Source organism: Patulibacter defluvii (assembly GCF_034096925.1).
Classification (GTDB): Bacteria; Actinomycetota; Thermoleophilia; order Solirubrobacterales; family Solirubrobacteraceae; genus Patulibacter; species Patulibacter defluvii.
Window position 1 is genome coordinate 44929 of record NZ_JAWZSQ010000006.1, and the last position, 23303, is coordinate 68231.

Sequence of the window (23303 nt, forward strand, 5' to 3'; positions counted from 1 at the left end):
GCCGATCCGCCACGCGAGCGCGGGGGCGGCGGTCAGGCCGGGTCGACTTCGAGCGGCAGCGCCGGGTCGGCGCTCCACTCGGTCAGCGAGCCGTCGTAGAGGCGGGCGTCGTCGCGGCCGACCAGCGCCAGCGCGAAGAGGTCGACCGTGGCCGAGATCCCGCCTCCGCAGTAGGCCACCACCGGCTGCTGGCCGAGCGCGCCCGCCGCGCGCAGCCGCTGCTCCAGCTCGGCGGTCGGGCGGAAGCGGCCGCTCTCCGGGTCGAGCAGCTCGGCGACCGGCAGGCTGGTGCTGCGGGGGATCCGTCCCGGGCGGCTGTAGGACGAGGGCGCGGTGCCGTGGAAGGCGGCCGGCGGCAGCGCGTTCAGCAGGCAGGTGGCGCCGTCGCCGCCGGCGATCGCCTCGACGTCGGCGCGGTCGGCCAGCAGCTCCGGCCGCGGCCGCGGGACGAACGTGGCCGGAGGATGGGTCACCGTTCCCGCCTCCAGCGGCAGCCCGGCCGCCCGCCAGGCGGCGAGCCCGCCGTCGAGCACGCTGACGTCGTCGAAGCCGAACCCGCGCAGCAGGAACCACAGCCGCGTCGCCCACATCGGCGCGCCGGCCGAGTAGACCACCACGTGCGTGCCCTCGCCGATCCCGAGCGCGCCGGCCGCCGCCGCGAACCGCTCGGCCGACGGCCAGGCGAAGGGGTAGCGGCCGTCCGGGTCCGACAGCTCGCGCGGGATGTCGACGTAGGCCGCCCCCGGCAGGTGCTCGCGCTCGTAGGCCGCCCGCTCGTCGCGGATCGCGTAGGGCCCGCCGCCCGCCGGCCGGTCGAGGGTGACCGTGGCGTCGAAGATCCGCAGACGGTCGTCCTCCCGCTGCTCGTGGAGGGCGACTGGGTCGACGAGCAGCGGCAGGCGGGGCATGCCCCCAGGCTACGCCCCGTGAGCCCGCAGCCAGCGATCGATCGCCGCGCGGAACGCCTCGTGCGTGCGCCCGAGCGTGACCGCGTGGCCGGTGCTGGGCAGCTCGACCAGCGAGACGTCGGGCGAGCGCAGGTACCCGGTCAGCGCCTGCAGCCCGTTGGTCGGGGGCGGGAACAGCGCGTCGTTCGCGCCCGAGATCACCAGCACCGGCGAGCTGATCCCGAGCCGGGTGCCGAGGTGGTCGACGACCAGCGACTGCAGCGCCGACATCAGGTCGCCACAGGCGTCGAGGTTGCGCCGCGCCAGCACCGCCTGGGCGACCGCCGGGTCGATGTCGTGGAAGTGCCCGGACGCGAAGTCGGCGGCGGTCCGACCGAAGGGCGCGTAGTTCGGGGCACCGGTCCCGCCGTGGGCCTTGCGCGGCGCCAGCGTGCAGTCGAGCGCGGCGTTGGCGAACGTCCCCAGCGCCAGCACCGAGGGCACGTCGGTGTAGCCGATCACCGCGATCGCGTCGGCGCTGTTGAACGAGTACTGGGTGATCTGGGTGATGAAGCCGCCGAGCGAGTGCCCGGCCAGCAGCACCCGCCGGAAGCGCGGGGCGCCCGGCAGCCCGTCGACCCGGCCGTCGCGCAGGGCCCGGATCACTTGGTCGGCCATGTCGGCCTGGGCCGGGATGCAGGTGGCGTTGCCGTCGCGGAGCTCGTCGTGAGCGGGGTTGCCGAGCCGGTCGAGGATCACCGACGCGTGGCCCGCCTGGGCCTGCTGCATCCCGTAGTCGTAGCCCGGGACGTCGCGGAAGCGGAAGAACAGCTCGCCCGAGTAGCCGAGCCCGTGCAGGTAGAGCGTGACCGCCGGGGCGCCGGCGTCGAGCACCGACCGCGGCGCGACCAGGTTGGCGTGGACCACGTAGCCGCGGCCGTCGGGCGCGGCCAGGCAGGGGATCGCCGTCCGGTTGCGGTTGACGACCCGGAAGCTGATCGGCAGGTCGACGATCTCGCCGACCCCGACCCGCACGTAGGCCGGCCGGCCCAGGCGACCGTCGCGGTCGCGGCTGCGGATCCGCAGGTCGCCGTCGGCGGCCGCGCCGGTGGTCGGCAGCGCCTGCTCCAGCGGCCGGCCGCCGCGGGCCAGCGGCAGCGACCGGTCGGGCCGCCAGCGGCCGTCGCGGCAGCGCTCGACCACCACCGCCGCGCCGCGCCGCTTGGCCCGCGACCAGCCGGTCCGGGCCGCCGGCACCGTCACCCGCAGCGCGCCCCCGGTCGCCACCCGCCGGACCGTCGTCGACGTGCCGCAGGCGGTCGCCCGCGCGCTGCTGCCGCCGTCGACCCGCAGCCGCGGGACCGCGTCGGCCGAGGCGGCGGAGAGGGGCAGCGAGAGGGCCGCGACCAGCGGCGCGAGGAGCAGCGTGCGACGGCGCATCAGGGCCCTCACCCTAGGCCCGCTCCGCGAACCGGGGAAACAGAAGCTCGTCGTCGATTCACAAGCGGACGCTTGTGAATCGGCGGCCTCGACGTCCGCTAGCGTGACGCCGTGTCGAACGTCTCCGACGTGCACACCTCGCGGCTGCGGGTCTTCCTCGCCGTCGTCGACCGCGGGGGCTTCACCGCCGCCGCCGAGCACCTGCACCTGACCCAGCAGGCGGTCAGCGCCGCGGTCGCCAAGCTGGAGGAGGAGCTGCACGTGCGGCTGATGGAGCGGACCACCCGCTCCTACGGCCCGACCGCCGTCGGTGCGGCCTTCGCCGAGCAGGCGCGGGCGATCGTCGCCGCCTGGGACTCGGCGGTCGCCGCCGCCCACCGCCGCGAGCGGCTCGACCGCAGCGTGCTGCGGGTCGGGGCGATGGCCGGCGCCGCGCTGGAGCTGACCGAGCCGATCCTGGCCGCCTTCGCCGCGCTCGAGCCGGACGCCAGCGTCGAGCTGGAGCCGCACCTCTACGACGACCCGAGCGCCGGCCTGCGGTCGGGCAGCACCGACGTCGCCTTCCTGCGCCCGCCGCTCCAGGACGAGGACCTGGTCCTGACCCCGCTGCTGGTCGAGCCGCGGGTGGTGATCGTCGGCGCCGGCCACCCGCTGGCCGAGCGCGGTGAGGTGGCGATGGCCGACCTGGCCGCTCACACCGCGGCCCGTCCGGCCGGGCCCGACGAGACCTGGAACGATTTCTGGTCGGCCGGCGCCGACCCGGTCCGCTCGATCCCGGTCACGACGCTGGAGTCGGCCTTCGAGCTGGTCGCCGCCGGGCGGGCGTTCGCGCTCGCCCCGGTCGGCTGGACGCGCTTCTACCAGCGGCTCGGGCTGCAGGCCGTGGTCAGCCCCGACCTGCCGCCGTCGCCGCTGGCGATCGCTCGCCGGGCCCGCGAGCGGTCGCCGCTGGTCCACCGCTTCGTCGAGGCGGCGGTGGCCGTCGCCGGCGAGCAGCTGGCGCTGGTGCCGGCCGCCGCGCCGCCGGCCGGCTGAGGCCGCTGGCGGGTCACCCAGGTGAACCCTGCCCGGAAACCGGAAATGTGGCCTCTGGCATGTACTGTCGATCCTCTTTGCGAAACGGCGGTGCGGGCTGTGAGTGGCCAACGAGTAAGTGTGACGCGCGTCTCATCCTTCGTCGCGCTGGCAGAGGAGCGGAGCGTGCGCCAGACGGCGCGCCGTCTCTACCTGTCTCAATCAGCCTTGAGCCAACAACTACGAACCCTCGAGCGGGAGTGGGGGATCGTGCTCTTCCGGCGCGGCCCGCGGGGGGTCACGCTGACCGACGAGGGCGAGCGGCTGCTGCCGTCGGCGCGGCGGCTGATCGGCTGCGCCGAGGCGCTCTCGCGCGAGGTCCGCGCGACCGGCGCCGGCCAGCGCGCGTCGCTCCGGATCGGCTACGCCGACGAGACCTCCGCGGTCCTCCGGCGGCAGTGGGAGCGGTTGGTCCGGTGGTTTCCGGAGGACACCCTCGACCCGCTCGACGCCGGCACCTGCGAGGGCGTGATGACGGGGCTCCGCAGCGGCGAGTACGACCTCGGCGTGGTGGTCGGCGAGACGGTCGATCGCCCCTTCGCATCGAGGTCCGCGGGCACGGTCGCCTACCAGGTGGCGGTCCCGGTCGAGCACTGGATGGCGACCGTCGACGAGGTCGAGCCGGGGGCGCTGGCGGAGGAGCCGCGGCTGCTCGCGCCGGCCTCGTGGGCGGTCGCGCCGCCGGCCGCGTTGGGCCGCGTCGCCGCCCACGCCCAGCCCTACCGGCGGCGGACCGACGCGCTCTTCCGGGTCGAGGTGGCGCAGGCGGTGGCGATCGTCGCCGAGGGCCGCGCCCCGCGCGACGGCGTGGTCGTGCGGCCGCTGGCCGGCGAGCTCGGCGCCGGCGTCGAGGCGGCCTTCGCGTGGGACCCGGAGACCACCCGGGTGCACGATGGGTTGTCGACCCGCAAGCCGGCTGGACAGTTGGTCGAGATGTAGATGTGTGGACGGGGCTGAACGCCCGCCCACATTTCGTGAACGCTCCCAGGAACCCCAGCGCGTTCGACCCAAGACCAAGGTGATGAATTCCTTGGTGAACATGATGATGGGAGAGCTGCGGCGCACGGGGCCCCAACTACGACGGATGCTGGCGTTGACGGTGGCGGCCGCGGCCGTCGTGGCGATCCCGATGGCGCTCTTCGCCAACCGCGCGGCGGCGACCGACGACCGCCGCGACGCGGTCGGCGTCGCCCGCCACTACGCGATGGCGGTGATCGGCGACCAGCGCGCGGCCGCCTGCCACGTGCTCGCGCCGGCGGCCCGGCGGACGCTGGTCGACGCCGCGGTCTGGCGCGGCGAGCTGGCCGCGCGGGCCACCTGCGAGGACGCGATCGGCGTGCTGGCGACGGGCTTCGCCGAGGCTCGCTGGGGCATCCGGCTGGCGCAGGCGCAGGAGCAGCTGCGGGCGGCCCGCTTCGAGGCGGTGGCCGCGGGCCCGTCGCGCTTCCGGGTCGTGCCCGGCACCCCGGCGCCGGCGGTCTGGGCCGAGGTCGAGTTCTCGGTCGCCCTGGTCGACGGGCACTGGCGCCTGACGGCGCCGCCGCGGCTGCCGTGAGCCGCGGGCCGCGCGGCGGCTCAGCGGCGGCGGTCGCCCGGGGGCGGCGGGGCCGGGCGCCGCCGTCGGTGGCGCCGGTCCGGCCGCGGCTGCTGGGCGCGGATCCCGGCCACCAGCGCCTCGTGGAGCGAGATGCCGTCGAGCGGGATCTCCCGCACCACCAGCTCCGACCCGTAGCCGCGGGCCTCGCTCTCGACCACCCGCACCGGCGAGTCGACCGCGGTCCCGATCCGCCACAGCTCGCGCTGGCGGGCGCCGAGCGGCAGCCGCTGCTCCAGGAAGCCGGTCGTGCGGGCGCAGCGGACGAGCACCGGCCGGCCGATGCCATCGAGGTCGAGCTCGACGAACGAGCCGGCCGACTCGTCGATCCGGAAGCCGGGCAGCGGGCTGGGGGAGGGGCCGAGCGGCCGCCAGCGCGGACGGCCGCCGCCGGTGCCGTGCAGGGACCACTGCTCGTGCTCGCGGTCGATCGCCAGCACCGCGTCGACGACCGGCGCCAGGTCGAGGGTCCAGCCGCGGCGCTCGGGCGGCCGGCCGCGCCGCCGCGGCCAACGGCGGCCGGGGGCGGCGGGATCGATGCCGCGGCGGACGAGGGTCGCCATCGCGGCCCGCAGCAGCGGCTCGACGGCGCGGTTGACGTCGGCCGAGTGGCGGCGGGCGGCGGCGACCCCGGTCGCGACCAGGACCGCGTCGGCGTCCCGCGGTGAGCCCTGGGGGCCGTCGGCGCGCTCGGTGGTGGCGATCGGGGTGGCTCCTCGCGGTCGGACGGCTCGGTGATCCGGGAGGGTCATGACGATGGCAGGCGGGGGGTGATTCGTGGTGGTGTGGGGTGGCGATATTTCGTGTACACCGTTCAGCGGTCGTGGCCACCCCGGCTCACAACAGCCCGCGGGCCCGCGCGGCCGCCACCGCCTGCCCGCGCGACGAGACCCCCAGCCGGCGGTAGATCCGCCGGACGTGGGTCCGGACGGTGTTCGGCGACAGGTGCAGGTCGCCGGCGATCTCGGCCGCGCTCGCCGGCCCCGGCAGCAGCGCGAGGATCCGCTGCTCGGCCCGCGACAGCGGCGTGCCGGTCAGGGGGTGGGCGAAGGCGTCGCCGATCGCGCGCTCGATCTGCTCCAGCTTGCGAGCGAGGGCGCCGAGGTCGGCGCAGTCGTCGACGATCGCCCGCGCCGCCTGGGCGTGGGCCCGGGCGCGGTCGTGCTGGTTGCGGCCGAGCGCCAGCCCGGCGGCGATCGTCAGCGTCAGCAGGTGGTCGACGCCGGTCGGCAGCCGCGCGGTCACCGTCCACGCCCGCGCCAGCATCGCCTCGGCGGCGTCCAGGTCGCCGGCCCGGCCGAGCGCCGCGGCGCAGGCCTGGTAGGCCGGGATCGAGCAGGCCAGGTCGTCGTCGCCGACCGCGTCGACCTCGGCGACCGCGGCCCGGCCGTGGCGGACGGCCGCGTCGATGTCGTCGCCGTCGAGCGCGAACAGGGTCAGCAGCGCCAGCCGCCAGACCCGCATCGTCAGGCCGCCGTCGGGCGGCGGCTCCTGCTCCAGCCACGCCAGCGCCGTGCGGTCGCCGGCGAACCAGCCGACCAGCGCCCGCTGGATGCCGAGCGCGTGGCGGGTGCGGCGGTCGGGCGGCGGAAGCGCGGGATCGGCCGCGCAGGCGGCGAGGGCGCCGCGAACGTCGCCGAAGAGCGGGGAGCGGCGGAGCGCGTCGAGGACCGCCGTCGACGCCCGTTCGGGTCGGGGCGGGCGCGCCGACAGCTCGGCCAGCCGCCGCCGCTCCGGCCGTCCGACCCCCAGCTCCAGCGCCTCGCAGGCCAGCCGCAGGGCCTCGACGAAGGTCCGCCAGGGGCCGGGGTCGCCGGGCAGCCGGTCGAGCAGCGCCAGCACCGCCCGCGGCCGCCGGTCGACGAACAGCCACGGGAACCACGCCTCGCTGAGGATGGCGGCGGCCAGCTGCGGGTCGCCGGCCCGGATCGCGTGCTCGGCCGCCTGCTCGTGGTCGCCGCGGCGGCGGTGCCAGGCGGCGGCGCGGCGGTGCAGCTCGGGGATCAGCTGCGGCTCGCTGCGGCGCAGCTCGGCCTGCAGCAGGGTGGTCAGCAGGTGGTGGTAGCGGAGCGCGGCGTCGTCGTCGTCGCGCGCGATCAGCAGGCTGGCGCGCCAGGCGGTCCGCAGGTGCTCGCCGGCCTCGGGATCGTCGGCGACGGCGACGCAGAGGTCGTCCTCGAGCCGGCTCAGGATCGACGTCCGCCGCAGGAACCGCCGCATCGGCTCGCCGGCGCAGGTCAGCACCTCCTGCAGCAGGTACTCGGCGATCTCGCCGGTGGTCGCCGCGGCCGGCACCAGCGCCGCCGGGTCGGCCGACCGCGAGGCGACCGCCAGCGAGAGCGCCGCCGGCCAGCCGTCGGTCGCCCGCGTCAGCCGTCGCAACTGCTCGTCGCTCTGGCTCAGCCCGAGCGCGCCGTTGACGAACGCCTCGACCTCGGGCAGCGTGAACCGCAGCGCGGCCGGGCCGATCTCCGCCACCGTCCCGGCGGCCCGCCGGCGGGCGAGCGAGATCGGCAGCGGCGGCCGGCCGACGATCACGGTCCGGACCCCCTCCGGGAGCGCGGCCAGCAGCTGCTCGAGCAGGTCGTGGCTGGCGGCGGAGCGGACGGCGTGGCCGTCGTCGAGGACCAGCACCAGGCCGTCGCCGTCGAGCCGCCGCTCGAGGTCGCCGACCAGCAGCGGGACCACCACGTCGGCCGGGTCGGCGCCGGCGTCGAGCGCCTCGCGGGGGACAGTCGAGGGGTTCGGCAGCGCCCGCGCGGTCGCCGCCAGCAGGTGGGCGGTGAGCCGGCTGGGGTCGTCGTCGCGGCGGTCGAGCGAGATCCACGCGTGCGGCGCCGGCTGGCCCTCGACCCACTGGGCGACCGCCGTCGTCTTGCCGTAGCCGGCCGGCGCCACCACCAGCGTCAGCGGGTGCGTGGAGGCACGGGCGAGCGCGGCGTCGAGCGCCGGGCGGGCGATCGCCTCGGGCCGGGCGGCCGGGCGGCGGATCTTCGCCCGCAGGACGGGCGGCGCGCCACGGTCAGCCGATAGTTGGTCGACCGTGTGCGTTTGGCGAATTTGGAACAGTGATTTGCGACAGGTTCGGCGTCGGGCGGCGGCAGCATAGTGCTCGCCGCCCTTTCCGGTTGGTTTCCGGAAGGTGTGAACGCCGCGTCGCGCTCACCAGCCGCCGGCGGTCCCCTGTCGCAGCTGCCGCAGCGCCGCGTTGGCGGCGTTGTGGCCGCACATCCCGTGGGCCCCCGCCCCGGGCGGCGTCGACGCCGAGCAGAGGAACAGCCCCGGCGCGCCGAGCCCGTAGGGGTCGCGGGCGGGGCGCGGGCGGAAGACCATCTGCAGCGCGTCGTTGGCGCCGCCGACGATGTCGCCGCCGACCAGGTTGGCGTTGTGGGCCGCGGTCTCGGTCGTGGTCCGCACGTGGCGGGCCAGGATCCGGTCGCGGAAGCCGGGGGCGAAGCGCTCGATCTGGGCCTCGATCGGGCCGCTCGCGTCGCCGGTGTAGCCGGACGGCACGTGGGCGTAGGCGTAGATCGGGTGGACGTCGCCGTTCGAGCGCGTCGGGTCGGCCAGGTACTGCTGGCAGAGCAGCACGAACGGCCGCTCCGGCATCTGGCCGCGGCAGGTCATCCGCTCGGCGGCGGCGATCTCGCGCAGGTCGCCGCAGACGTGGACGGTGCCGGCCCGCCGGGTCGGCTCGTAGGTCCACGGGATCCCGTCCTGGACGGCGAACTCGACCTTGAAGGTGCCGGGGGCCTGGCGGTAGCGGCGCAGCGCCCGCGCGACCCGCCCGGGGATCCGGTCGCCGGCGATCCGCGCGGCGGCGGTCGGCGCGACGTCGAGCATCACGATCTCCGGGTCGCCGAGCTCGGCCAGCGAGGTCACCTCGACGCCGGTCTCGATCGTGCCCCCGTGCTCGCGCAGCAGCGACGCCATCGCGTCGGTGATCGCGCGCGAGCCGCCCTCGGCGACCGGCCAGCCGAAGTGGTGGGCGGCGGTCCCGAGCGCGACGCCGATCGCCGACGAGACCGGGCTGGTGAAGGGGCGGAAGCTGTGGGCGGCGACGCCGGCCCAGAGCGCCTGGGCCTCGGCCCCGCGCCAGCGGCGGGCGACCAGCGCCGCCGGCAGGCCCGACCAGAGCCCGAAGCGGGCCATCGCCAGCGGGTGGTCGGGGATCCGCAGCATCGGCTGCGTGATCTCCTCGGCGATCGCGCCGAAGCGCTCGTCGAGCGGGCCGAAGACCGACCGCCAGGCCGCGCCGTCGCGGCCCAGCTCCTCGGCGGTCCGCTCGACCGAGCGGTGGGCGACCGCCCCGCCGCCGCCGTCGAGCGGGTGGGCGTACTCGATCTCCGCCCAGCGCCAGGTGAGGCCGTGGCCGGCCAGGTCGAAGCGGCGGCTGAAGGGGTTGTCGACCGCCAGCGGGTGGGCGGCGGAGCACTCGTCGTGGAGCAGGCCCGGCAGGGTCAGCTCGCTGGTGCGGGTGCCGCCGCCCGGGCGACTCGCCGCCTCGAGGACCGTGACCTCGATCCCCTCGGCGGCGAGCGTCAGGCCGGCAGCGAGCCCGTTGGGCCCGCTGCCGACGATGACGGCCTTGGTCACGTGGCGACCTGGGGCTGCGGGGCGGCCGGGGAGGCCGGCTGCGGCGCGGCCTCGGCCTGCGCCGGCGGGTAGCTGACCCGCTGGTAGCCCTCCCGGCGCCAGGTGACCTCGGTCGAGACCGGGCCGTCGGGCAGCCACGGCTGGGCGTCGACGCACTCCTGGACCGACCAGCTGCCGCGCTCGATCACGCCGACCGCGGCGTCGATCACGTGGTACTGCTGGCGGCCGTTGCCGTAGGGCTCCGACTCGACCCAGACCACGATGAACTCGCCCGGCGCGAAGTTGCAGCGCTCCTGGAGGGCGGTGATCAGGCGGTCGTCGTGGAGGTGGCCCTCGCCGAAGTTCCAGCCGATCACCGCGTTGCAGGAGAACTCCGCCTCGCGCAGCGTGTAGTGGTCGAGGTCCTTGCCGAGGGTGTTCCACATCACCGAGTTGAGGCCGCGGCCCTGGCTGTGCAGCGAGCGCCAGCCGAGCAGCTGGTGGAGGACGACCTCCGCCTCGTGGAAGCCGTACATCTCCTCGAGCTGATCGCGCTGCATCAGCGACGCCTTCTTGACGTGGTCGTTGAGCTTCTGCTCCGCGCCCGGGGCCAGCGCCCACATCGCCGACGCCCAGTTGCCCGCGTACTGGCGCAGGGCCGGCAGGAACGAGATCTGGTCCGGCCGCATGTTGCCCCAGATGGGGAACACGCACATCGCGCCGAGCGTCAGGATCAGCAGCGCCGGGTCCATGTCCCACAGCGCGTACCCCTCGCTGCCCTGGTGCTTCAGGAAGAGGAAGCCGATCAGGTACATGAACATGACGTTCCACTCGATCGGCGTCGCCAGCGGGAAGCAGCTGATGATGAAGACGCAGTAGCCGAGCATGATGATCGCGGCGATCGTCGTGATCGTGTCGTTGGTCGACAGCAGCAGCACGATCGGCACCACGATCTCGAACGCGGTGCCCGGGATCTCCGCCACGAACCGCGCCTTCTTCGACGGCCGCAGGTCGTTCGGGAAGTCCGCGTAATGCATCCGCTTGATCTTGCGCGAGGTCAGCCACGGCGTGTTCGACACCATCGGCGGGATCACGTACGGGAAGTGCTTGGTCAGCTTCGAGAAGCCGGCCCAGGCCCAGACGGCCACGATCAGGATCTTGGCCGCGATCACCATGTCGACGAACGGGAAGAACGCGAAGAAGATCAGCGCCGGCAGGTACTGCTCCGAGCGGGCGGCCAGGAAGACCGTCCGGTCGCGGAGGCCGATCACGCACAGCAGCACGATCATCGGCACCAGCGCCGCCATCGGCACCAGCCCCTCGTTGCCGACGCCGACGGCGGCGGTCAGGCCGGCGTCGTCCTGGCCGGGCAGGGCGATCGCCACGATGTAGCTGATGATCAGCAGCGTGTAGACCGCGACGTCGATCGGCTCGCGGGTGTGACCGGCGGTGCCGGGCACCTTCGTCGGCCACGGCGGGAGCCGGATCGTGCCGACCCGGAAGTAGTGGCGGAAGCCGGCGGTGAAGGGCTTGAAGTGGCCCGACAGCGGGCCCCACGAACCGCCCATGCCGAGCGACTCGATCAGCAGCATCCAGATGATCAGCTTCTGCCAGACGACCGCCTCGCCGATCCAGACCGACGGCTCGAGCGGGTCGACGCCGGAGGTCAGCGTCGCCGCGAGCACGCCGCAGCCGGCGGTGAAGAAGATCATCCGGAACAGGTAGATGAACATCGTGATCTTCGGCGCGCCGAAGCCGTACTCCGCCCAGTGCCTCGAGAGCGTCTTGATGCGCTCGAGGTAGGGCATGTTCATGAACGTCGGTGGGTCGACGGGCGGGAAGTTCCCGGTGGTGAGGCCCATGGTGCTTCTCTCTCCTCAGACGCTGGGCTGGGGGCTGATGGCCGCTGCGTCCTGGGTACGCAGCGTCGGCTTGTCGAGCTTGCCGACGGGGTTCTTCGGCAGCTCGTCGAGCAGGTGGATGGCGACCGGCCGCTTGTACTTCGCGAGCCGTTCGTTGCAGAGGTCGTGCAGCTGATCGGCGTCGACGGTGGCGTCGGGCCGCAGCGAGACGTAGGCGACGACGACCTCGCCGAGGACGTCGTCGGGCCGGCCGATGACCGCGGCCTCGAGCACGTCGTCGTGGCCGTAGAGGACGTTCTCGATCTCCTTGGGGTAGATGTTCTCCCCGCCGCGGATGATCATGTCCTTGATCCGGTCGACGATCCGCAGGTAGCCGTCCTCGTCGAGGATCCCGACGTCGCCGGTGTGCAGCCAGCCGTCGCCGTCGACCGTGTCGGCCGTCGCCTCGGGCCGGTTGAGGTACCCGCGCATCACGTTCTCGCCGCGGATCACCACCTCGCCGCGCTCGCCCTGGGGGACCGGCCGGCCCTCGGGGTCGACGACGATCACCTCCTGGCCGGGCAGCGGCAGGCCGACGGTGCCGGGCTTGCGGACCCCGTCGATCGGGTTGATCGTCGAGGCGCAGGTGCCCTCGGAGAGCCCGTAGCCCTCGACGAGGACGACCCCGAACCGCTCCTCGACCCGGGCGATCTCCTCGGCCGGCATCGGGGCGGCGCCGCAGACCACCAGCCGCAGCGACGAGAAGTCGGCGCTGTGGCTCTCCTCGCGCGCGGTCAGCATCGCGTAGATCGCCGGCACGGCCGAGAAGTAGGTCGGGCGCAGCTGCTCGACCAGCGGGATGAAGGCGCTGGGGCTGAAGCGCTCGACGACGGTCACCCGGCCGCCGGCCAGCAGCGGCGTCAGCGCGCTGACCACGATCGCGTTGACGTGGAAGAGCGGCAGGATCAGCAGGCAGTGGTCGCGCTCGTCGACCGCGATCGCCTCGCCGACCATCGCGCACATCACCGCGACGTTGCGGTGGTCGAGCATCACGCCCTTCGGCTTGCCGGTGGTGCCGCTGGTGTAGATCAGCAGCGCCAGCGCGTGCTCGGGCACCGACTCGGCCGGCTCCTCCAGCGGCGGGCCGGCGCAGAGGTCGGTGACGTCGATCACCGCCGCGTCGACGTCGAGCCCGTCGCTGACGACCACGGTCGCCCCGGCGTCGTCGACCTGGTACTGGCGCTCGGCCGCGGTCAGCGCGGGGTTGATCGGGGTCATCGCCGCGCCCAGCCGCCAGGCGGCGAAGAGCGTCACCAGCAGCTCGCTGCGGTTCGGCAGCGCCACCGCGACCACGTCGCCGGGACCGACGCCGGCGCCCCGCAGGGCCCCCGCCGCGCGCTTGACGCGGTCGAGGAACTCGCCGTTGGCGGCGGCCCCGCGATCGTCGGCCACGCAGCCGCCGTCGGGGTTGGCGGCCGCCCGCCGATCGGGGAGCTCGACGATCGACGCGGTTGCTGCTCGTTCTGCCATGCGACCCGTGGCCTCCACTCGCTTCTCGCTCGACTCGACGCGGTGTTCGACACTGCGTGCGGTAGCTCACAGTGGCAGCGGCGGGAGGGCCCGACGGAGTGCATTCGCCCCGTCCTGGACCGCGCAGGTAGGCAGATGCCCCCGCGGAGGGGCTAGGCTGGCCGTCACCGTGATGCAGGTCGTGTGGGAAGCGCCGTCGGCCGAGACCTCCCGGCAGATCCGCGCGGTGGGGGAGCGGATGCTGGCCCAGGTCGAGCCGCTGGTGCGGAGCATGGTCGCCGCGATCCTCGAGGCGACGCCGCCGCTGGCCGCCGATCCGCTGCTGGCCGAGAACACCCGCGCCAGCACCCACGCCAACATCACCCGCTGGATCACCGTCACGATCGCCCGTCCCGAGGAGCCGGTCGGGGTCGACCCGCCGCCCGAGGCGCTCGACCTGGCCCGCGACCTGGTCCGCCGCGGGATCGAGCGCGACGCGCTCTCGACCGCCTACCGCCAGGGCCAGAACGTGGCCTGGCGGACCTGGATGCGGCGGGCCCGCGAGGAGGGCCTCGACGGCGACGCGCTGGAGGCGGTGCTCGACTTCGGCTCGCGCTCGCTGTTCGCCTACGTCGACGGGATCCTCGACGCGCTGGCGCGGCAGATGGAGGCCGAGCGCGAGGAGCTGGTCGGCGGGGCGCCGGCGCGCTGGCGCGAGACGGTGATGCTGATCCTGGACGGGGCGCCGATCCACGCCGCCCGCGCCAGTGCCCGGATCGGCTACGACCTGGAGCGCCGCCACACCGCGCTGCTGCTGTGGGGCGACCCGCGGGCGATCGAGCTGGGCGAGCTGGAGCGGGCGGCCGGCGGGCTGGCGAGCGCGATGGGCACCAGCCGCCCGTTCGTGCTGCCGTCGGGCAACAGCGGCCTCTGGGCCTGGACCGCCGGCCCCGACCCCGACCTCGGCCGGCTGCGGGCGACGGTCGAGGAGCTGCCGCCGGGGATCACCGTCACCGCCGGCTCGACGCTGCCCGGGATCGGCGGCTTCCGCGACAGCCACCGCGAGGCCCGCGACGCCCAGCGGCTGCTGCTCCGCGACCCCGGCGGGCCGCGGATCGTCACCTACTCCGAGGTCCGGGTCGTCTCGCTGGCGATGCAGGACGAGGCCCGCGCGCGGGCCTTCGTCGCCGCCACCCTCGGTGCGCTCCAGGACGCCGACGGCGAGCTGCGCGAGACGGTCCGCACCTACCTGCGCGAGGACTCGAGCGCGCCCCGCGCCGCCGCCGTCCTGCACACCCACCGCAACACGATCCTGAAGCGGATCGCCCGCGCCGACGGCCTGCTGCCGGCGGGCCTCGCCGGCCACGGGCTGGAGGTGCGGCTGGCGCTGGAGCTGGAGCGCTGGATGCCGGCGGCGCGCTAGGGCTCAGGCCTCGGCCAGCCGCTGGGTCAGCTCGTCGAGCAGCGCCATCCCGTCCTGGACGCCGGCCTCCATGCCGGACTGGACGATGATGTCGCGGATCTCGCGGCTGGGGCAGACGGTCAGCATCCGCACGAGCGTGCCGCCGCCGTCGAGCGGCAGGAACTCGATCGTGTTGTCGGTGGCGTTCGCCTCCGCCTCCTCGGGCGTCCCGGGCGCGCCCTCGAAGACCTCCGTGTGGACCAGCCGCTGGTCGGGGACGATCTCCAGGTACTCGCCGTGGAAGCCGACCTCGAAGCCCTCGCCGGCCCGCATCACCCACCGCCAGCGGCCACCGACCCGCAGGTCGATCTCGGCCACCAGCATCGTGCCGCGGCTCGACGGCCACCACTGGGCCACCAGCTCGGGCTCGGTCCACGCGCGGTAGACGAGCGGCGGCGCGGCCGTCAGCTCGCGGGTCATCAGGATCTGGTCGTCGGCCGGCAGGGTCAGCTCGACCCGTCGGCTACCGGTGGTGCTCATCTGCCTGCTCCTGCTCGAGGGTGGTGAGGACGTCGTCGAGGCGGTCGAAGCGCTGCTGCCACAGCCGCTCGTAGCCGCTGACCCAGTCGTGGATCGGCTTCAGCGCGGCGGCGTCGACGCGGTAGAGCCGCTGGCGGCCCTGCTCGCGCACCCGCACCGCCCCGACCTCGCGCAGGACCCGCAGGTGCTTGGACACCTGCGGCTGCGCCAGCCCGAGCCGCTCGACCAGGTCGCTCACCGGGCGCTCGCCCTCGGCCAGCAGGTCGAGGATCTGCCGCCGCCGGGGCTCGGCGACGGCGTTGAACGCGTCGGTGGTGGTCGCCGCTCGGGCCATGCGGGCAACATATACCGATATGGGAATGAATGCAAGCCGCGGCGGCTACGGCTCCAGCTGGTCGTAGGCGACGGACGTCAGGAACGGCTCCAGCTCGTCGGCCAGCGCCAGCCGCTCGACCAGCGCCCGGACCTCGTCCATCCGCCCGTCGCGCCAGCCGTCGGGCCCGAGCGCCGCCCGCTGCTCGGCCAGCACGTCGTCGAGCACGCGGGTGACCAGCGCCCGCGTCACCACCCGGCCGTCGTCGAGCCGGACCCCGTGGCGGATCCACTGCCACAGCTGCGCGCGGCAGATCTCGGCGGTGGCGGCGTCCTCCATCAGCCCGTCGATCGCCACCGCCCCGCGGCCGGTCAGCCAGGCCGACAGGTAGCGGACCGCGACGCTGACGTCGTTGCGAAGCCCGGCGGCGGTGATCGCTCCGCGGGCGCTGCCGACCTCGAGCAGCGCCGCGGGCGCCGCGGTCACGTCGTCGCGGCGGCGGTCGATCTGGTGCGGCCGAGCGCCCAGCACCTCGTCGAACGCGGCCTGGGCGACGGGCACCAGGTCGGGATGGGCGACCCACGAGCCGTCGAAGCCGTCGCCGGCCTCGCGGCGCTTGTCGGCGGCGACCGCGGCCAGCGCGCGGGCGTTCGCCGCGGCGTCGGTCCGCGACGGGATCAGGGCCGACATCCCGCCGATCGCGAACGCGCCGCGGCGGTGGCAGGTGGCCACCAGCCGCTCGCAGTAGGCGCGCATGAACGGCGCCGTCATCGTCACGTCGCCGCGGTCGGGCAGGACCGCCGCCGGATCGTCGGCGAGGGTCTTGATCGCCGAGAACAGGTAGTCCCAGCGGCCGGCGTTGAGCCCGTACGACCGCTCCTGCAGCTCCCACAGGATCTCGTCCATCTGGAACGCGGCCGGCAGCGTCTCGATCAGGACGGTCGGGCGCACGCAGCCCTCCGGCAGGCCCAGCTCGCGCTCGCACCAGCCGAGCACGTTGTTCCACCAGCGGGCCTCCAGGTGGTGCTCCAGCTTCGGCAGGTACAGGTAGACCCCGTGCCCGCGGTCGAGCAGCGCGCGGGCGCCGTGGAAGAGGAACAGCCCGGCGTCGACCAGCGCGCCGGCGACCGGGGCGCCGTCGGCCGTCAGGTGCCGCTCCGGCAGGTGCAGCCCGCGGGGGCGGACGATCAGCGTCGTGCGGCCGTCGGGCGTCCGCCGCTCGCCGTCGGCGCCGACGTGGGCGATCGTGCCGTCGGCGGCGTCGGCCACGTTCGCCTGGCCCCGGATCAGCGCCGCCCAGGTGGGGGAGGTGGCGTCCTCGAAGTCGGCCATGAACCCGCGGGCGCCGGAGCGGAGCGCCGAGACGACCAGCTTGCGGTCGACCGGGCCGGTGATCTCGACCCGCCGGTCGCCGTAGTCGGGGCGCGGCGGGGCGACCGTCCAGCCGCCCTCGCGCTGGGCGCGGGTCTCCTCCGGCAGGCCGCGCGGGCGTCCGCGGCCGCGGCGGGCGGCCAGCAGCTCGTCGCGGCGGGCGCCGAAGCGGCGGTGGAGCGCGGCCAGGAACTCGAGCGCCTCGCGGGACAGGACCTCGCGGCCGCCCTGGTCGTCGATCGGGGCGGCTCGCAGGCCGGGGTCGGTGGTGGACATGGGGCGGTGGTGCTCCGGTCTCGGGTGGGCTGCGCGGGCGTGGCGGACCGTTCGTGGATTCGGTCTTGACAGCGCCGAAGATGCGCGGATACGGTTTGTATACATCGCGGATGCACCAGGCGCAATCCGCGTTCGACCCCGAGAGCGACGCATGGCACGCACCAAGGACAACGAGGCCTACGACGCGCTCAAGCGCGACATCACCCACTTCCTGATCAAGCCGGGTGCGCGGCTGCTGGAGACCGAGCTCTGCGAGCGGTTCGGGGTCAGCCGGACGCCGATCCGCGAGGCGCTGCAGCGGCTGGAGCAGGAGGGGCTGGTCGTCGCGATGCCCGGCGGCCGCGTCACCCGCCCCTTCGACCTGCGCGAGTTCGAGGACATGTACCGGCTGCGCAGCTCGATCGAGTGCCTGGCCGTCGAGCAGGCCTGCGAGCGGGCGACCGACCCGGCGCTGGAGATGCTGCGCGCCTCGTGGGACAGCTGGTACGCGGCCGACGCCGAGCGCGAGGAGGACGCCTACGAGCTGGCCGAGTCGCGGTTGGAGATCGAGGCCCGCGTCCACATGGGGATCGCCCAGCTGTCGCAGAACGAGATGCTGATCTCGACCCTCGAGCGGATCAGCGACCGGATCGCGATCGTCCGCAAGACCGACTTCCTCGACGCCGGCCGGATCGAGGTCACCCAGCTCGAGCACAACGCGATCCTCGAGGCGATCGCCGACCGCGACGCCGAGCGCGCCGTCGAGCTGATGCGGACCCACATCGACGTGACCCGGGCGAACATCAGCCGCCTGGTGTCGGGCGCGCTGGCGTCGACCTTCCTGGCCTGATGGAGCCGCTGCCCCGCACCCGATCCGGCGGCGCGCCGCCGACGTCAGGCGGTCGCCGGCGCCCGCTCGGCGAGCGCGGCGGTGACCTCGGCGGCGTGGCGCTCGACCTCGCGGCCCAGCTCGGCCGTCGAGCCGGTGATCATCCGGCTCGACGGGCCGGAGACGCTGATCGCCGCGATCGCCTGCCCGTCGCCGTCACGGATCGCGCTGGCGACGCAGCCGACGCCCTCCTCGTGCTCCTCGTCGTCGACGGCGAAGCCGTCGCGGCGGACGCGCTCGAGGGCCCGGTCGAGGTCGATCGCGTTGGTGATCGTGCGCGCCGTCAGCGGGGCGAAGACGGCGTCGTCGGCGTACAGCCGCGCGACCTCGTCGGCCGGGCGGCCGGCGAGGATCGCCTTGCCGGCGCCGGTGGTGTGGGCGGGGACCGTGCGACCGACCTGGGTGAACATCCGGACGCTGCGGTTGCCCTCGACCTGGTCCAGGTAGACCACGTCGAGCCGGTCGAGCACGACCAGGTTGACGCTCTCGCCGGTGCGGTCGCGGAGCGCCTCCAGGTGCGGCCGGGCCGCGGCCCGCAGCCGGTCGCGGCGCGAGGTGATCGCGGTCGCCAGCTCCAGCAGCTTGAAGCCGATCCGGTAGCGCCCGCTCTCCGGGTTCTGGGAGACGTAGCCGCGCTGGCCGAGCGAGGCGAGCAGCCGGTGGGCGGTCGAGGGGATCATCCCGGTCTCCTCGGCCAGCTCCGAGAGCGGCCGCTCGTCGCTGGCGGCGAGCGCCTCGAGCAGATCGAGGGCCCGGCTCAGCGACTGGACACCCTCGCGCTTCTCCGACGGCACGGAACGAGGGTACCGGATGGCGGAAACGCCGCCGGGGGACGAGCAGACCGTCGACCGCCGCGGGCCCGCGCCCGCCGCCGACGGCACGACGGACGACCGGGTGCGCCCCGCGCGACACCCCGAGCAGCGCTCCGTGGGAGGGGCGAGCGATGACCACCAAGATCGACACCACACCCGCGGCCGCGGCCGCGGCCGGCGGCGCCGCAAACGGCGCGCCCACGCCCACCCCGACCGTGACCAGCGCCCGCCGCTGGTCGCCCCGAAAGCTGCTGGCCCAGTACGCGCTGGTGCTCGTGCTGCTGGGGATGATCGCCATCTACTCGGCGCTGGCCCCGGACACCTTCTTCACCTTCGACAACCTCAAGGTCGTCACCTCGACCCAGGCGGTGCTGATGGTCGCCGTGCTCGGCCTGGTGCTGCCGTTCGCGGCCGGCGAGTACGACATGTCGTTCGGGGCCACGCTGGCCTGGGCGACGACGCTGACCGCGGTGCTGACCGTCAGCCACGGCTGGGCGCTCGGCCCGGCGCTCGTCGTGGTTCTGCTCAGCTGCGTGCTGATCGGGGCGATCAACGCCTTCTTCATCGTCGTGATCGGGATCAGCTCGCTGATCGCCACCCTCGGCTCGGGCACGGTGATCATCGGCTTCACGCTCGCGGTCTCCAAGTCGCAGGTGCTGACCGGCCCGCCCGAGCTGCTGACCAAGCTCACCACCAACGACCTCTTCGGCCTGCCCTATCCGGTCTACTTCGGGCTGCTGCTGGCCGGCGTGCTCTGGTTCGTGCTCGAGCACACCCCGATCGGCCGCTACGTCTACTTCGCCGGCGAGGGCCGCGCCGTCGCCCGCCTCAGCGGCCTGCCGGTCGACTGGATCCGCGGCGGCTCGCTGATGGCCGCCTCGGCGCTGGCCGGGCTCGCCGGCGTCATCAACTTCGGCCGCCTCGGCAGCGCCGACCCGAACCTGGGGATGTCGTACCTGCTGCCCGGCGCGGCGGCGGTCTTCCTCGGCGCGGCGGCGATCAAGCCCGGCCGCTTCAACGCCTGGGGCACGGTGATCGCGGTCTACGTGCTGGTCGTCGGCGTCACCGGCCTGCAGCTGCTCGGCGGCGCCGGTTGGCTGGAGAACGTCTTCAACGGCAGCGCGCTGGTGCTGGCGATCACCTTCGCCCACCTGATGCGCGAGCGGGAAGCGAGCCACTGATGCCGACCGCCACCGCCACGAGGGAGCCGGGCGAGATGGCCACCAGCGGCAGCCGTGACGAGGTCCGGCTCGAGCACGTCTCGAAGACCTTCGGCGGCCACCGCGCGCTGCGCGACGTCTCGATCGGGTTCCGCTTCGGCGAGATCCACGGGCTGGTGGGGGAGAACGGCGCCGGCAAGTCGACGCTGTTCAAGATCCTCGCCGGCTACCACGAGCCCGACGACGGCGGCCGGCTGCTGGTCGACGGCGAGCCGCACGCGCTGCCGCTGACCCCGACCTCGGCCGCGGCGCTCGGCTTCGGCTTCGTCCACCAGGACCTCGGCCTGGCGACGTCGCTGACGATCATGGACAACGTCTGCGCCGGCGCGATGGTCACCAGCCGGCTTGGGCGGATCCGCTGGCGCGAGCAGGCCCGGATCGTCGAGCGGATCCTCTGCGACCTGGGCGTCGACCGGCCCGCCTCGACCCCGGTCGAGCAGCTGACCCTGGCCGAGCGCGCGGTGGTCGCGATCGCCCGCGGCGTCTACGCCCGCGGCCGCGAGCAGGCGCGGCTGCTGGTGCTCGACGAGCCGACCGCCAACCTGACCGTCCACGAGCGCGACCGGCTGTTCGCCGCGATGCGCTCGGCCGCCGCCCGCGGCACCGCGATCGTCTTCTGCACCCACCGGCTCGACGAGGTGCTGGCGATCACCGACGCGGTCACCGTCCTCCGCGACGGCGCCGTCGTCCGCGAGTGCCGGACCGCCGAGCTGGAGGGCCAAGAGGACCTGGTCCAGTCGATCCTCGGCCGCGCGCTGGAGAGCTTCTACCCCGAGCGTCCCGACCAGGCCGGCCGCGAGGTCGCGCTGGAGGCCCGCGAGCTGACCGGCGGCGGCGCCCACGAGATCTCGTTCGCGCTCCACCGGGGCGAGGTCCTGGGCCTGACTGGCCTCGCCGGCAGCGGCCAGGACGACGTCCCGCGGCTGCTGGTCGGTGACCTGCGGGCGGCCGCCGGCGAGGTGCTGGTGCGCGGCGAGCCGCTGAAGCGGCCCTCGCCGCGGCGGGCTGTGGCGGCCGGGATCGGCTTCCTGCCCCCCGACCGCAAGCGCAACTCCGGCCTGCTGGAGGCGTCGATCCGCGAGAACATGACCCTCGTCTCGCTCGACAAGCACGTCCGGCACGGGCGGATCCGCCACCGCGAGGAGCGGGCCTCGGTGGAGGCGGCGATGGAGCGCTACGACGTCCGCCCGTCCGGCGACAGCGAGCGGCTGCTCGGCTCGCTCTCCGGCGGCAACCAGCAGAAGGTCCTGCTCGCCAAGTGGATGGCCCGCGAGGGGCTGCGCTGCGTGATCCTCCACGAGCCGACCCAGGGCGTCGACGTCGGCGCCAAGCGGTTCATCCTCGAGCGGGTCGCCGACCTGACCGAGCGCGGGATCGGCGTGCTGCTGGTCTCCAGCGAGCCGGAGGAGCTGAGCGCGCTCTGCGACCGCGTGCTGGTGATGCGCAACGGCCGGATCCGGGCCGAGCTGCACCAGCCGAGCGCGGCGGCGATCTCCGAGCAGTGCTTCCTCTCGTGAGCGAGGGGCCCCGCATCCGGCGGCGGATCGGCGTCGTCAACCCGAACTCGTCGCCGAGGGCGACCGCGCTGATCGACGGCTACCTGCGGCCGCGGGCGCTGGCCGACAGCGCCCTGACCGTGGTCGGCGCCGAGCGCGGCCCGGCCGGGATCGACGGCCCGCTCGACGGCGCGATCGCCGCCGTCGAGGCCGCGCGGACGATCGCCGAGCTGGCGCCGCGGATCGACGCGTTCGTGCTCGCCTGCGGCAACGACCCCGGGCTCGACGCCTGCCGCCAGGTCTCCGACCGGCCGGTGGTCGGGATCGCCGAGGCCGGGATGCAGGCGGCGGCGCTGGTCGCCGCGTCGTTCTCGATCGTCGTGCTGTCGCCGGCCAAGGCGACGGCGATGCGGCGGCTGGCCCACGGCTACGGCCACGGCGAGCGGCTGGCCTCGATCGTCGCGATGGCGACCGACGCGCGCGCCCTCTTCGCCGCGCCGACCAGCGGCCTCGAGCGGCTGACCACGGCCTGCGCCCACGCCCGCGACCACGACGGCGCCGAGGCGATCGTGCTGCCCGGCGCGGCGATGGCCGGCAACGAGCGACCGCTCGCCGAGGCGCTCGGGATGCCGGTGGTCTGCGGGCTCGCCGCCGCCCTCCGCAGCGCCGAGATGCTCGTCGACCTGGGCCTGACGACCAGCCCGGTCCACAGCTACGCGCGGCGCACGGCGCCCCTCGACCTCGACGGGGCGACGGGCTCCGTCCCGACCCCGGGAGTCCTCACGTGACCCGCACCATCGTCCACGGCGGACCGGTCCTCGACGCCCGCACCGGCAGCTTCCACGACGGCGTGGCCGTCGTGATCGAGCAGGGGCGGGTGGTCGAGCTGCTGCGCGACGGCGCGGTGCCGGGCGGCGACGGCGACGCGCGCGTGATCGACGTCGCCGGCCGCCACGTGCTGCCGGGCCTGATCGACGCCCACTGCCACCTGATGAGCCGCTCCGGCGTCGAGGCCGACGCCGAGCTGGTGACGAAGAGCGTCGTCGACGGCGTGCTCGTCGCCCGCCGCGCGATCGAGGCCGGCGTCACCACCGTCCGCGACCCCGGCTGCAAGCACCGCGGGATCTACGAGCTGCGGCGCGAGATCGCCGCCGGCCGGGTGCTCGGCCCGCGGACCTTCGCCGCCGGCCCGAACGTGGTCGGCAGCGGCGCCCCGGTCGACTGGCGCAACGTCTTCGCCGACGGTCCCGACGAGGTCCGCAAGGTCGTCCGCAAGGAGGTCCTGGCCGGCGCCGACTTCGTCAAGCTCGTCCTCAGCCACACCACCGGCGCTTCCCGCTGGCGGACCTGCCTGCGGTACATGACCGACGAGGAGATCGCCGTCGCCGTCTCCGAGGCGCACGCGCTCGGGGTCCGCACCGGCTGCCACTGCGAGGGGCTGGAGGCGGCCCGGGCCGCGGTCGAGGCCGGGATGGACGTGATCGACCACGGCACCTGGCTCGACGAGGCGCTGGTCGCCCGGATGGCCGAGCAGGGGACCGTGCTGGTGCCGACCCTGTGGGCCTTCTCGGCCGCCACCCACCACGGCTACAACGGCACGATCAGCGACGCCCAGCTGCCCGACTTCGCCGAGCGGATGAGCGACGTCCACCGCGCGTCGGTCCAGCGGGCGATGGCCGCCGGCGTCACGATCGCCGCCGGCACCGACCCGATCCACTGGGTCCCGGCGATGGACCTGATGGTGCGCGAGGCGGAGACGCTGACCGCCGCCGGCATGGGCCGTCCCGACGTGCTGCGCGCGGTCACCCGCAACGGCGCGATCGCGCTCGGCCGCGAGGACGAGCTGGGCGCCCTGGAGCCCGGCTGCCGCGGCGACGTGCTGGTGGTCGACGGCGACCCCGCGTCCGACCTGCGGGCGCTCGCCCGTCCGGTGCTGGTCGTCAAGGACGGCCAGCCGCTGATCGACCTGCTCGACGACCGCGCCGCGGCCGAGCGCCACTGGGCCGCGATCGCCGAGCCCCAGCCCCTGTCCGACCGTCAGCCCGAGGTCTGGCTCGAGCGAGCCTGAGCCCGGGGAAGGAGAAC

20 protein-coding genes are annotated in these 23303 nt (G+C 74.8%); 9 read left to right on the top strand and 11 right to left on the bottom strand.

Features of this window, described 5'->3' with window-relative positions; genetic code table 11:
* Nucleotides 1-32: 32 nt before the first annotated feature.
* Nucleotides 33-908: a sulfurtransferase gene (locus SH587_RS08220; RefSeq protein WP_320670106.1), complete on the bottom strand. Its 876-nt coding sequence runs from the start codon at nucleotides 906-908 to the stop codon at nucleotides 33-35.
* A gap of 9 nt (nucleotides 909-917) precedes the next feature.
* Nucleotides 918-2327 carry an alpha/beta hydrolase gene (locus tag SH587_RS08225; protein ID WP_320670107.1) on the bottom strand — a complete coding sequence of 470 codons (1410 nt, stop codon included), beginning with the start codon at nucleotides 2325-2327 and terminating at the stop codon, nucleotides 918-920.
* Between the two features lie 111 nt (nucleotides 2328-2438).
* Between SH587_RS08225 and SH587_RS08230 the strand changes: the two genes are divergently transcribed.
* The 3 genes from SH587_RS08230 (at nucleotide 2439) to SH587_RS08240 (ending at nucleotide 4956) form a co-directional block, all read left to right on the top strand.
* Nucleotides 2439-3362: a LysR family transcriptional regulator gene (locus tag SH587_RS08230; RefSeq protein ID WP_320670108.1), complete on the top strand. Its 924-nt coding sequence runs from the start codon at nucleotides 2439-2441 to the stop codon at nucleotides 3360-3362.
* A 45-nt stretch (nucleotides 3363-3407) separates the two neighbouring features.
* A complete protein-coding gene (locus SH587_RS08235; protein ID WP_320670109.1) occupies nucleotides 3408-4340 on the top strand; it encodes a LysR family transcriptional regulator in 933 nt (310 codons plus the stop codon).
* Between the two features lie 82 nt (nucleotides 4341-4422).
* Nucleotides 4423-4956 carry a hypothetical protein gene (locus SH587_RS08240; protein ID WP_320670110.1) on the top strand — a complete coding sequence of 178 codons (534 nt, stop codon included), beginning with the start codon at nucleotides 4423-4425 and terminating at the stop codon, nucleotides 4954-4956.
* 20 nt (nucleotides 4957-4976) lie between these two features.
* Here the strand turns inward: SH587_RS08240 and SH587_RS08245 are convergent, their stop codons facing one another.
* The 5 genes from SH587_RS08245 to SH587_RS08265 all read right to left on the bottom strand — a co-directional run bounded on the left by SH587_RS08245 (nucleotide 4977) and on the right by SH587_RS08265 (nucleotide 12941).
* Nucleotides 4977-5747 carry a hypothetical protein gene (locus tag SH587_RS08245; protein ID WP_320670111.1) on the bottom strand — a complete coding sequence of 257 codons (771 nt, stop codon included), beginning with the start codon at nucleotides 5745-5747 and terminating at the stop codon, nucleotides 4977-4979.
* Nucleotides 5748-5832: 85 nt separating this feature from the next.
* Nucleotides 5833-7896: a winged helix-turn-helix domain-containing protein gene (locus SH587_RS08250; protein ID WP_320670112.1), complete on the bottom strand. Its 2064-nt coding sequence runs from the start codon at nucleotides 7894-7896 to the stop codon at nucleotides 5833-5835.
* 261 nt (nucleotides 7897-8157) lie between these two features.
* Nucleotides 8158-9591: a phytoene desaturase family protein gene (locus SH587_RS08255; protein WP_320670113.1), complete on the bottom strand. Its 1434-nt coding sequence runs from the start codon at nucleotides 9589-9591 to the stop codon at nucleotides 8158-8160.
* Nucleotides 9588-11432, bottom strand: a complete 1845-nt coding sequence (locus SH587_RS08260; protein WP_320670114.1) for a DUF3556 domain-containing protein — start codon at nucleotides 11430-11432, stop codon at nucleotides 9588-9590. The genes SH587_RS08255 and SH587_RS08260 overlap by 4 nt, the downstream gene beginning before the upstream one ends.
* Before the next feature lie 15 nt (nucleotides 11433-11447).
* Entirely contained in the window at nucleotides 11448-12941 is a 1494-nt protein-coding gene (locus SH587_RS08265) for a class I adenylate-forming enzyme family protein (RefSeq protein WP_320670115.1), read from the bottom strand.
* A gap of 172 nt (nucleotides 12942-13113) precedes the next feature.
* On the opposite strand from SH587_RS08265, the gene SH587_RS08270 reads away from it, so the two are divergent.
* Nucleotides 13114-14343, top strand: a complete 1230-nt coding sequence (locus SH587_RS08270) for a PucR family transcriptional regulator (protein WP_320670116.1) — start codon at nucleotides 13114-13116, stop codon at nucleotides 14341-14343.
* A 3-nt stretch (nucleotides 14344-14346) separates the two neighbouring features.
* On the opposite strand, the gene SH587_RS08275 is transcribed toward SH587_RS08270, so the two are convergent.
* From SH587_RS08275 to aceB, 3 genes are read right to left on the bottom strand one after another with little or no spacing between them, the layout of a single operon-like run.
* Nucleotides 14347-14862 (bottom strand): SRPBCC family protein, encoded by a 516-nt coding sequence (locus SH587_RS08275; RefSeq protein WP_320670117.1) that lies wholly within the window; start codon nucleotides 14860-14862, stop codon nucleotides 14347-14349.
* Nucleotides 14846-15196 carry an ArsR/SmtB family transcription factor gene (locus tag SH587_RS08280; protein WP_320670118.1) on the bottom strand — a complete coding sequence of 117 codons (351 nt, stop codon included), beginning with the start codon at nucleotides 15194-15196 and terminating at the stop codon, nucleotides 14846-14848. The genes SH587_RS08275 and SH587_RS08280 overlap by 17 nt, the downstream gene beginning before the upstream one ends.
* Before the next feature lie 45 nt (nucleotides 15197-15241).
* A complete protein-coding gene (aceB, locus tag SH587_RS08285) occupies nucleotides 15242-16822 on the bottom strand; it encodes a malate synthase A (protein WP_320670119.1) in 1581 nt (526 codons plus the stop codon).
* 151 nt (nucleotides 16823-16973) lie between these two features.
* Between aceB and SH587_RS08290 the strand changes: the two genes are divergently transcribed.
* Entirely contained in the window at nucleotides 16974-17651 is a 678-nt protein-coding gene (locus SH587_RS08290; RefSeq protein ID WP_320670120.1) for a GntR family transcriptional regulator, read from the top strand.
* A 44-nt stretch (nucleotides 17652-17695) separates the two neighbouring features.
* On the opposite strand, the gene SH587_RS08295 is transcribed toward SH587_RS08290, so the two are convergent.
* Nucleotides 17696-18484: an IclR family transcriptional regulator gene (locus tag SH587_RS08295; protein ID WP_320670121.1), complete on the bottom strand. Its 789-nt coding sequence runs from the start codon at nucleotides 18482-18484 to the stop codon at nucleotides 17696-17698.
* Nucleotides 18485-18633: 149 nt separating this feature from the next.
* Here SH587_RS08295 and SH587_RS08300 point away from each other — a divergent pair, with 149 nt between their 5' ends.
* The 4 genes from SH587_RS08300 to SH587_RS08315 are packed head-to-tail and all read left to right on the top strand — an operon-like array spanning nucleotide 18634 to nucleotide 23286.
* Nucleotides 18634-19683 carry an ABC transporter permease gene (locus SH587_RS08300; protein ID WP_320670122.1) on the top strand — a complete coding sequence of 350 codons (1050 nt, stop codon included), beginning with the start codon at nucleotides 18634-18636 and terminating at the stop codon, nucleotides 19681-19683.
* Nucleotides 19683-21239 carry a sugar ABC transporter ATP-binding protein gene (locus SH587_RS08305; RefSeq protein WP_320670123.1) on the top strand — a complete coding sequence of 519 codons (1557 nt, stop codon included), beginning with the start codon at nucleotides 19683-19685 and terminating at the stop codon, nucleotides 21237-21239. The genes SH587_RS08300 and SH587_RS08305 overlap by 1 nt, the downstream gene beginning before the upstream one ends.
* Nucleotides 21236-22006 (top strand): aspartate/glutamate racemase family protein, encoded by a 771-nt coding sequence (locus SH587_RS08310; RefSeq protein ID WP_320670124.1) that lies wholly within the window; start codon nucleotides 21236-21238, stop codon nucleotides 22004-22006. The genes SH587_RS08305 and SH587_RS08310 overlap by 4 nt, the downstream gene beginning before the upstream one ends.
* Nucleotides 22003-23286: an amidohydrolase family protein gene (locus tag SH587_RS08315; RefSeq protein ID WP_320670125.1), complete on the top strand. Its 1284-nt coding sequence runs from the start codon at nucleotides 22003-22005 to the stop codon at nucleotides 23284-23286. Before SH587_RS08310 ends, SH587_RS08315 begins: the two co-directional genes overlap by 4 nt.
* Nucleotides 23287-23303: the final 17 nt, after the last annotated feature.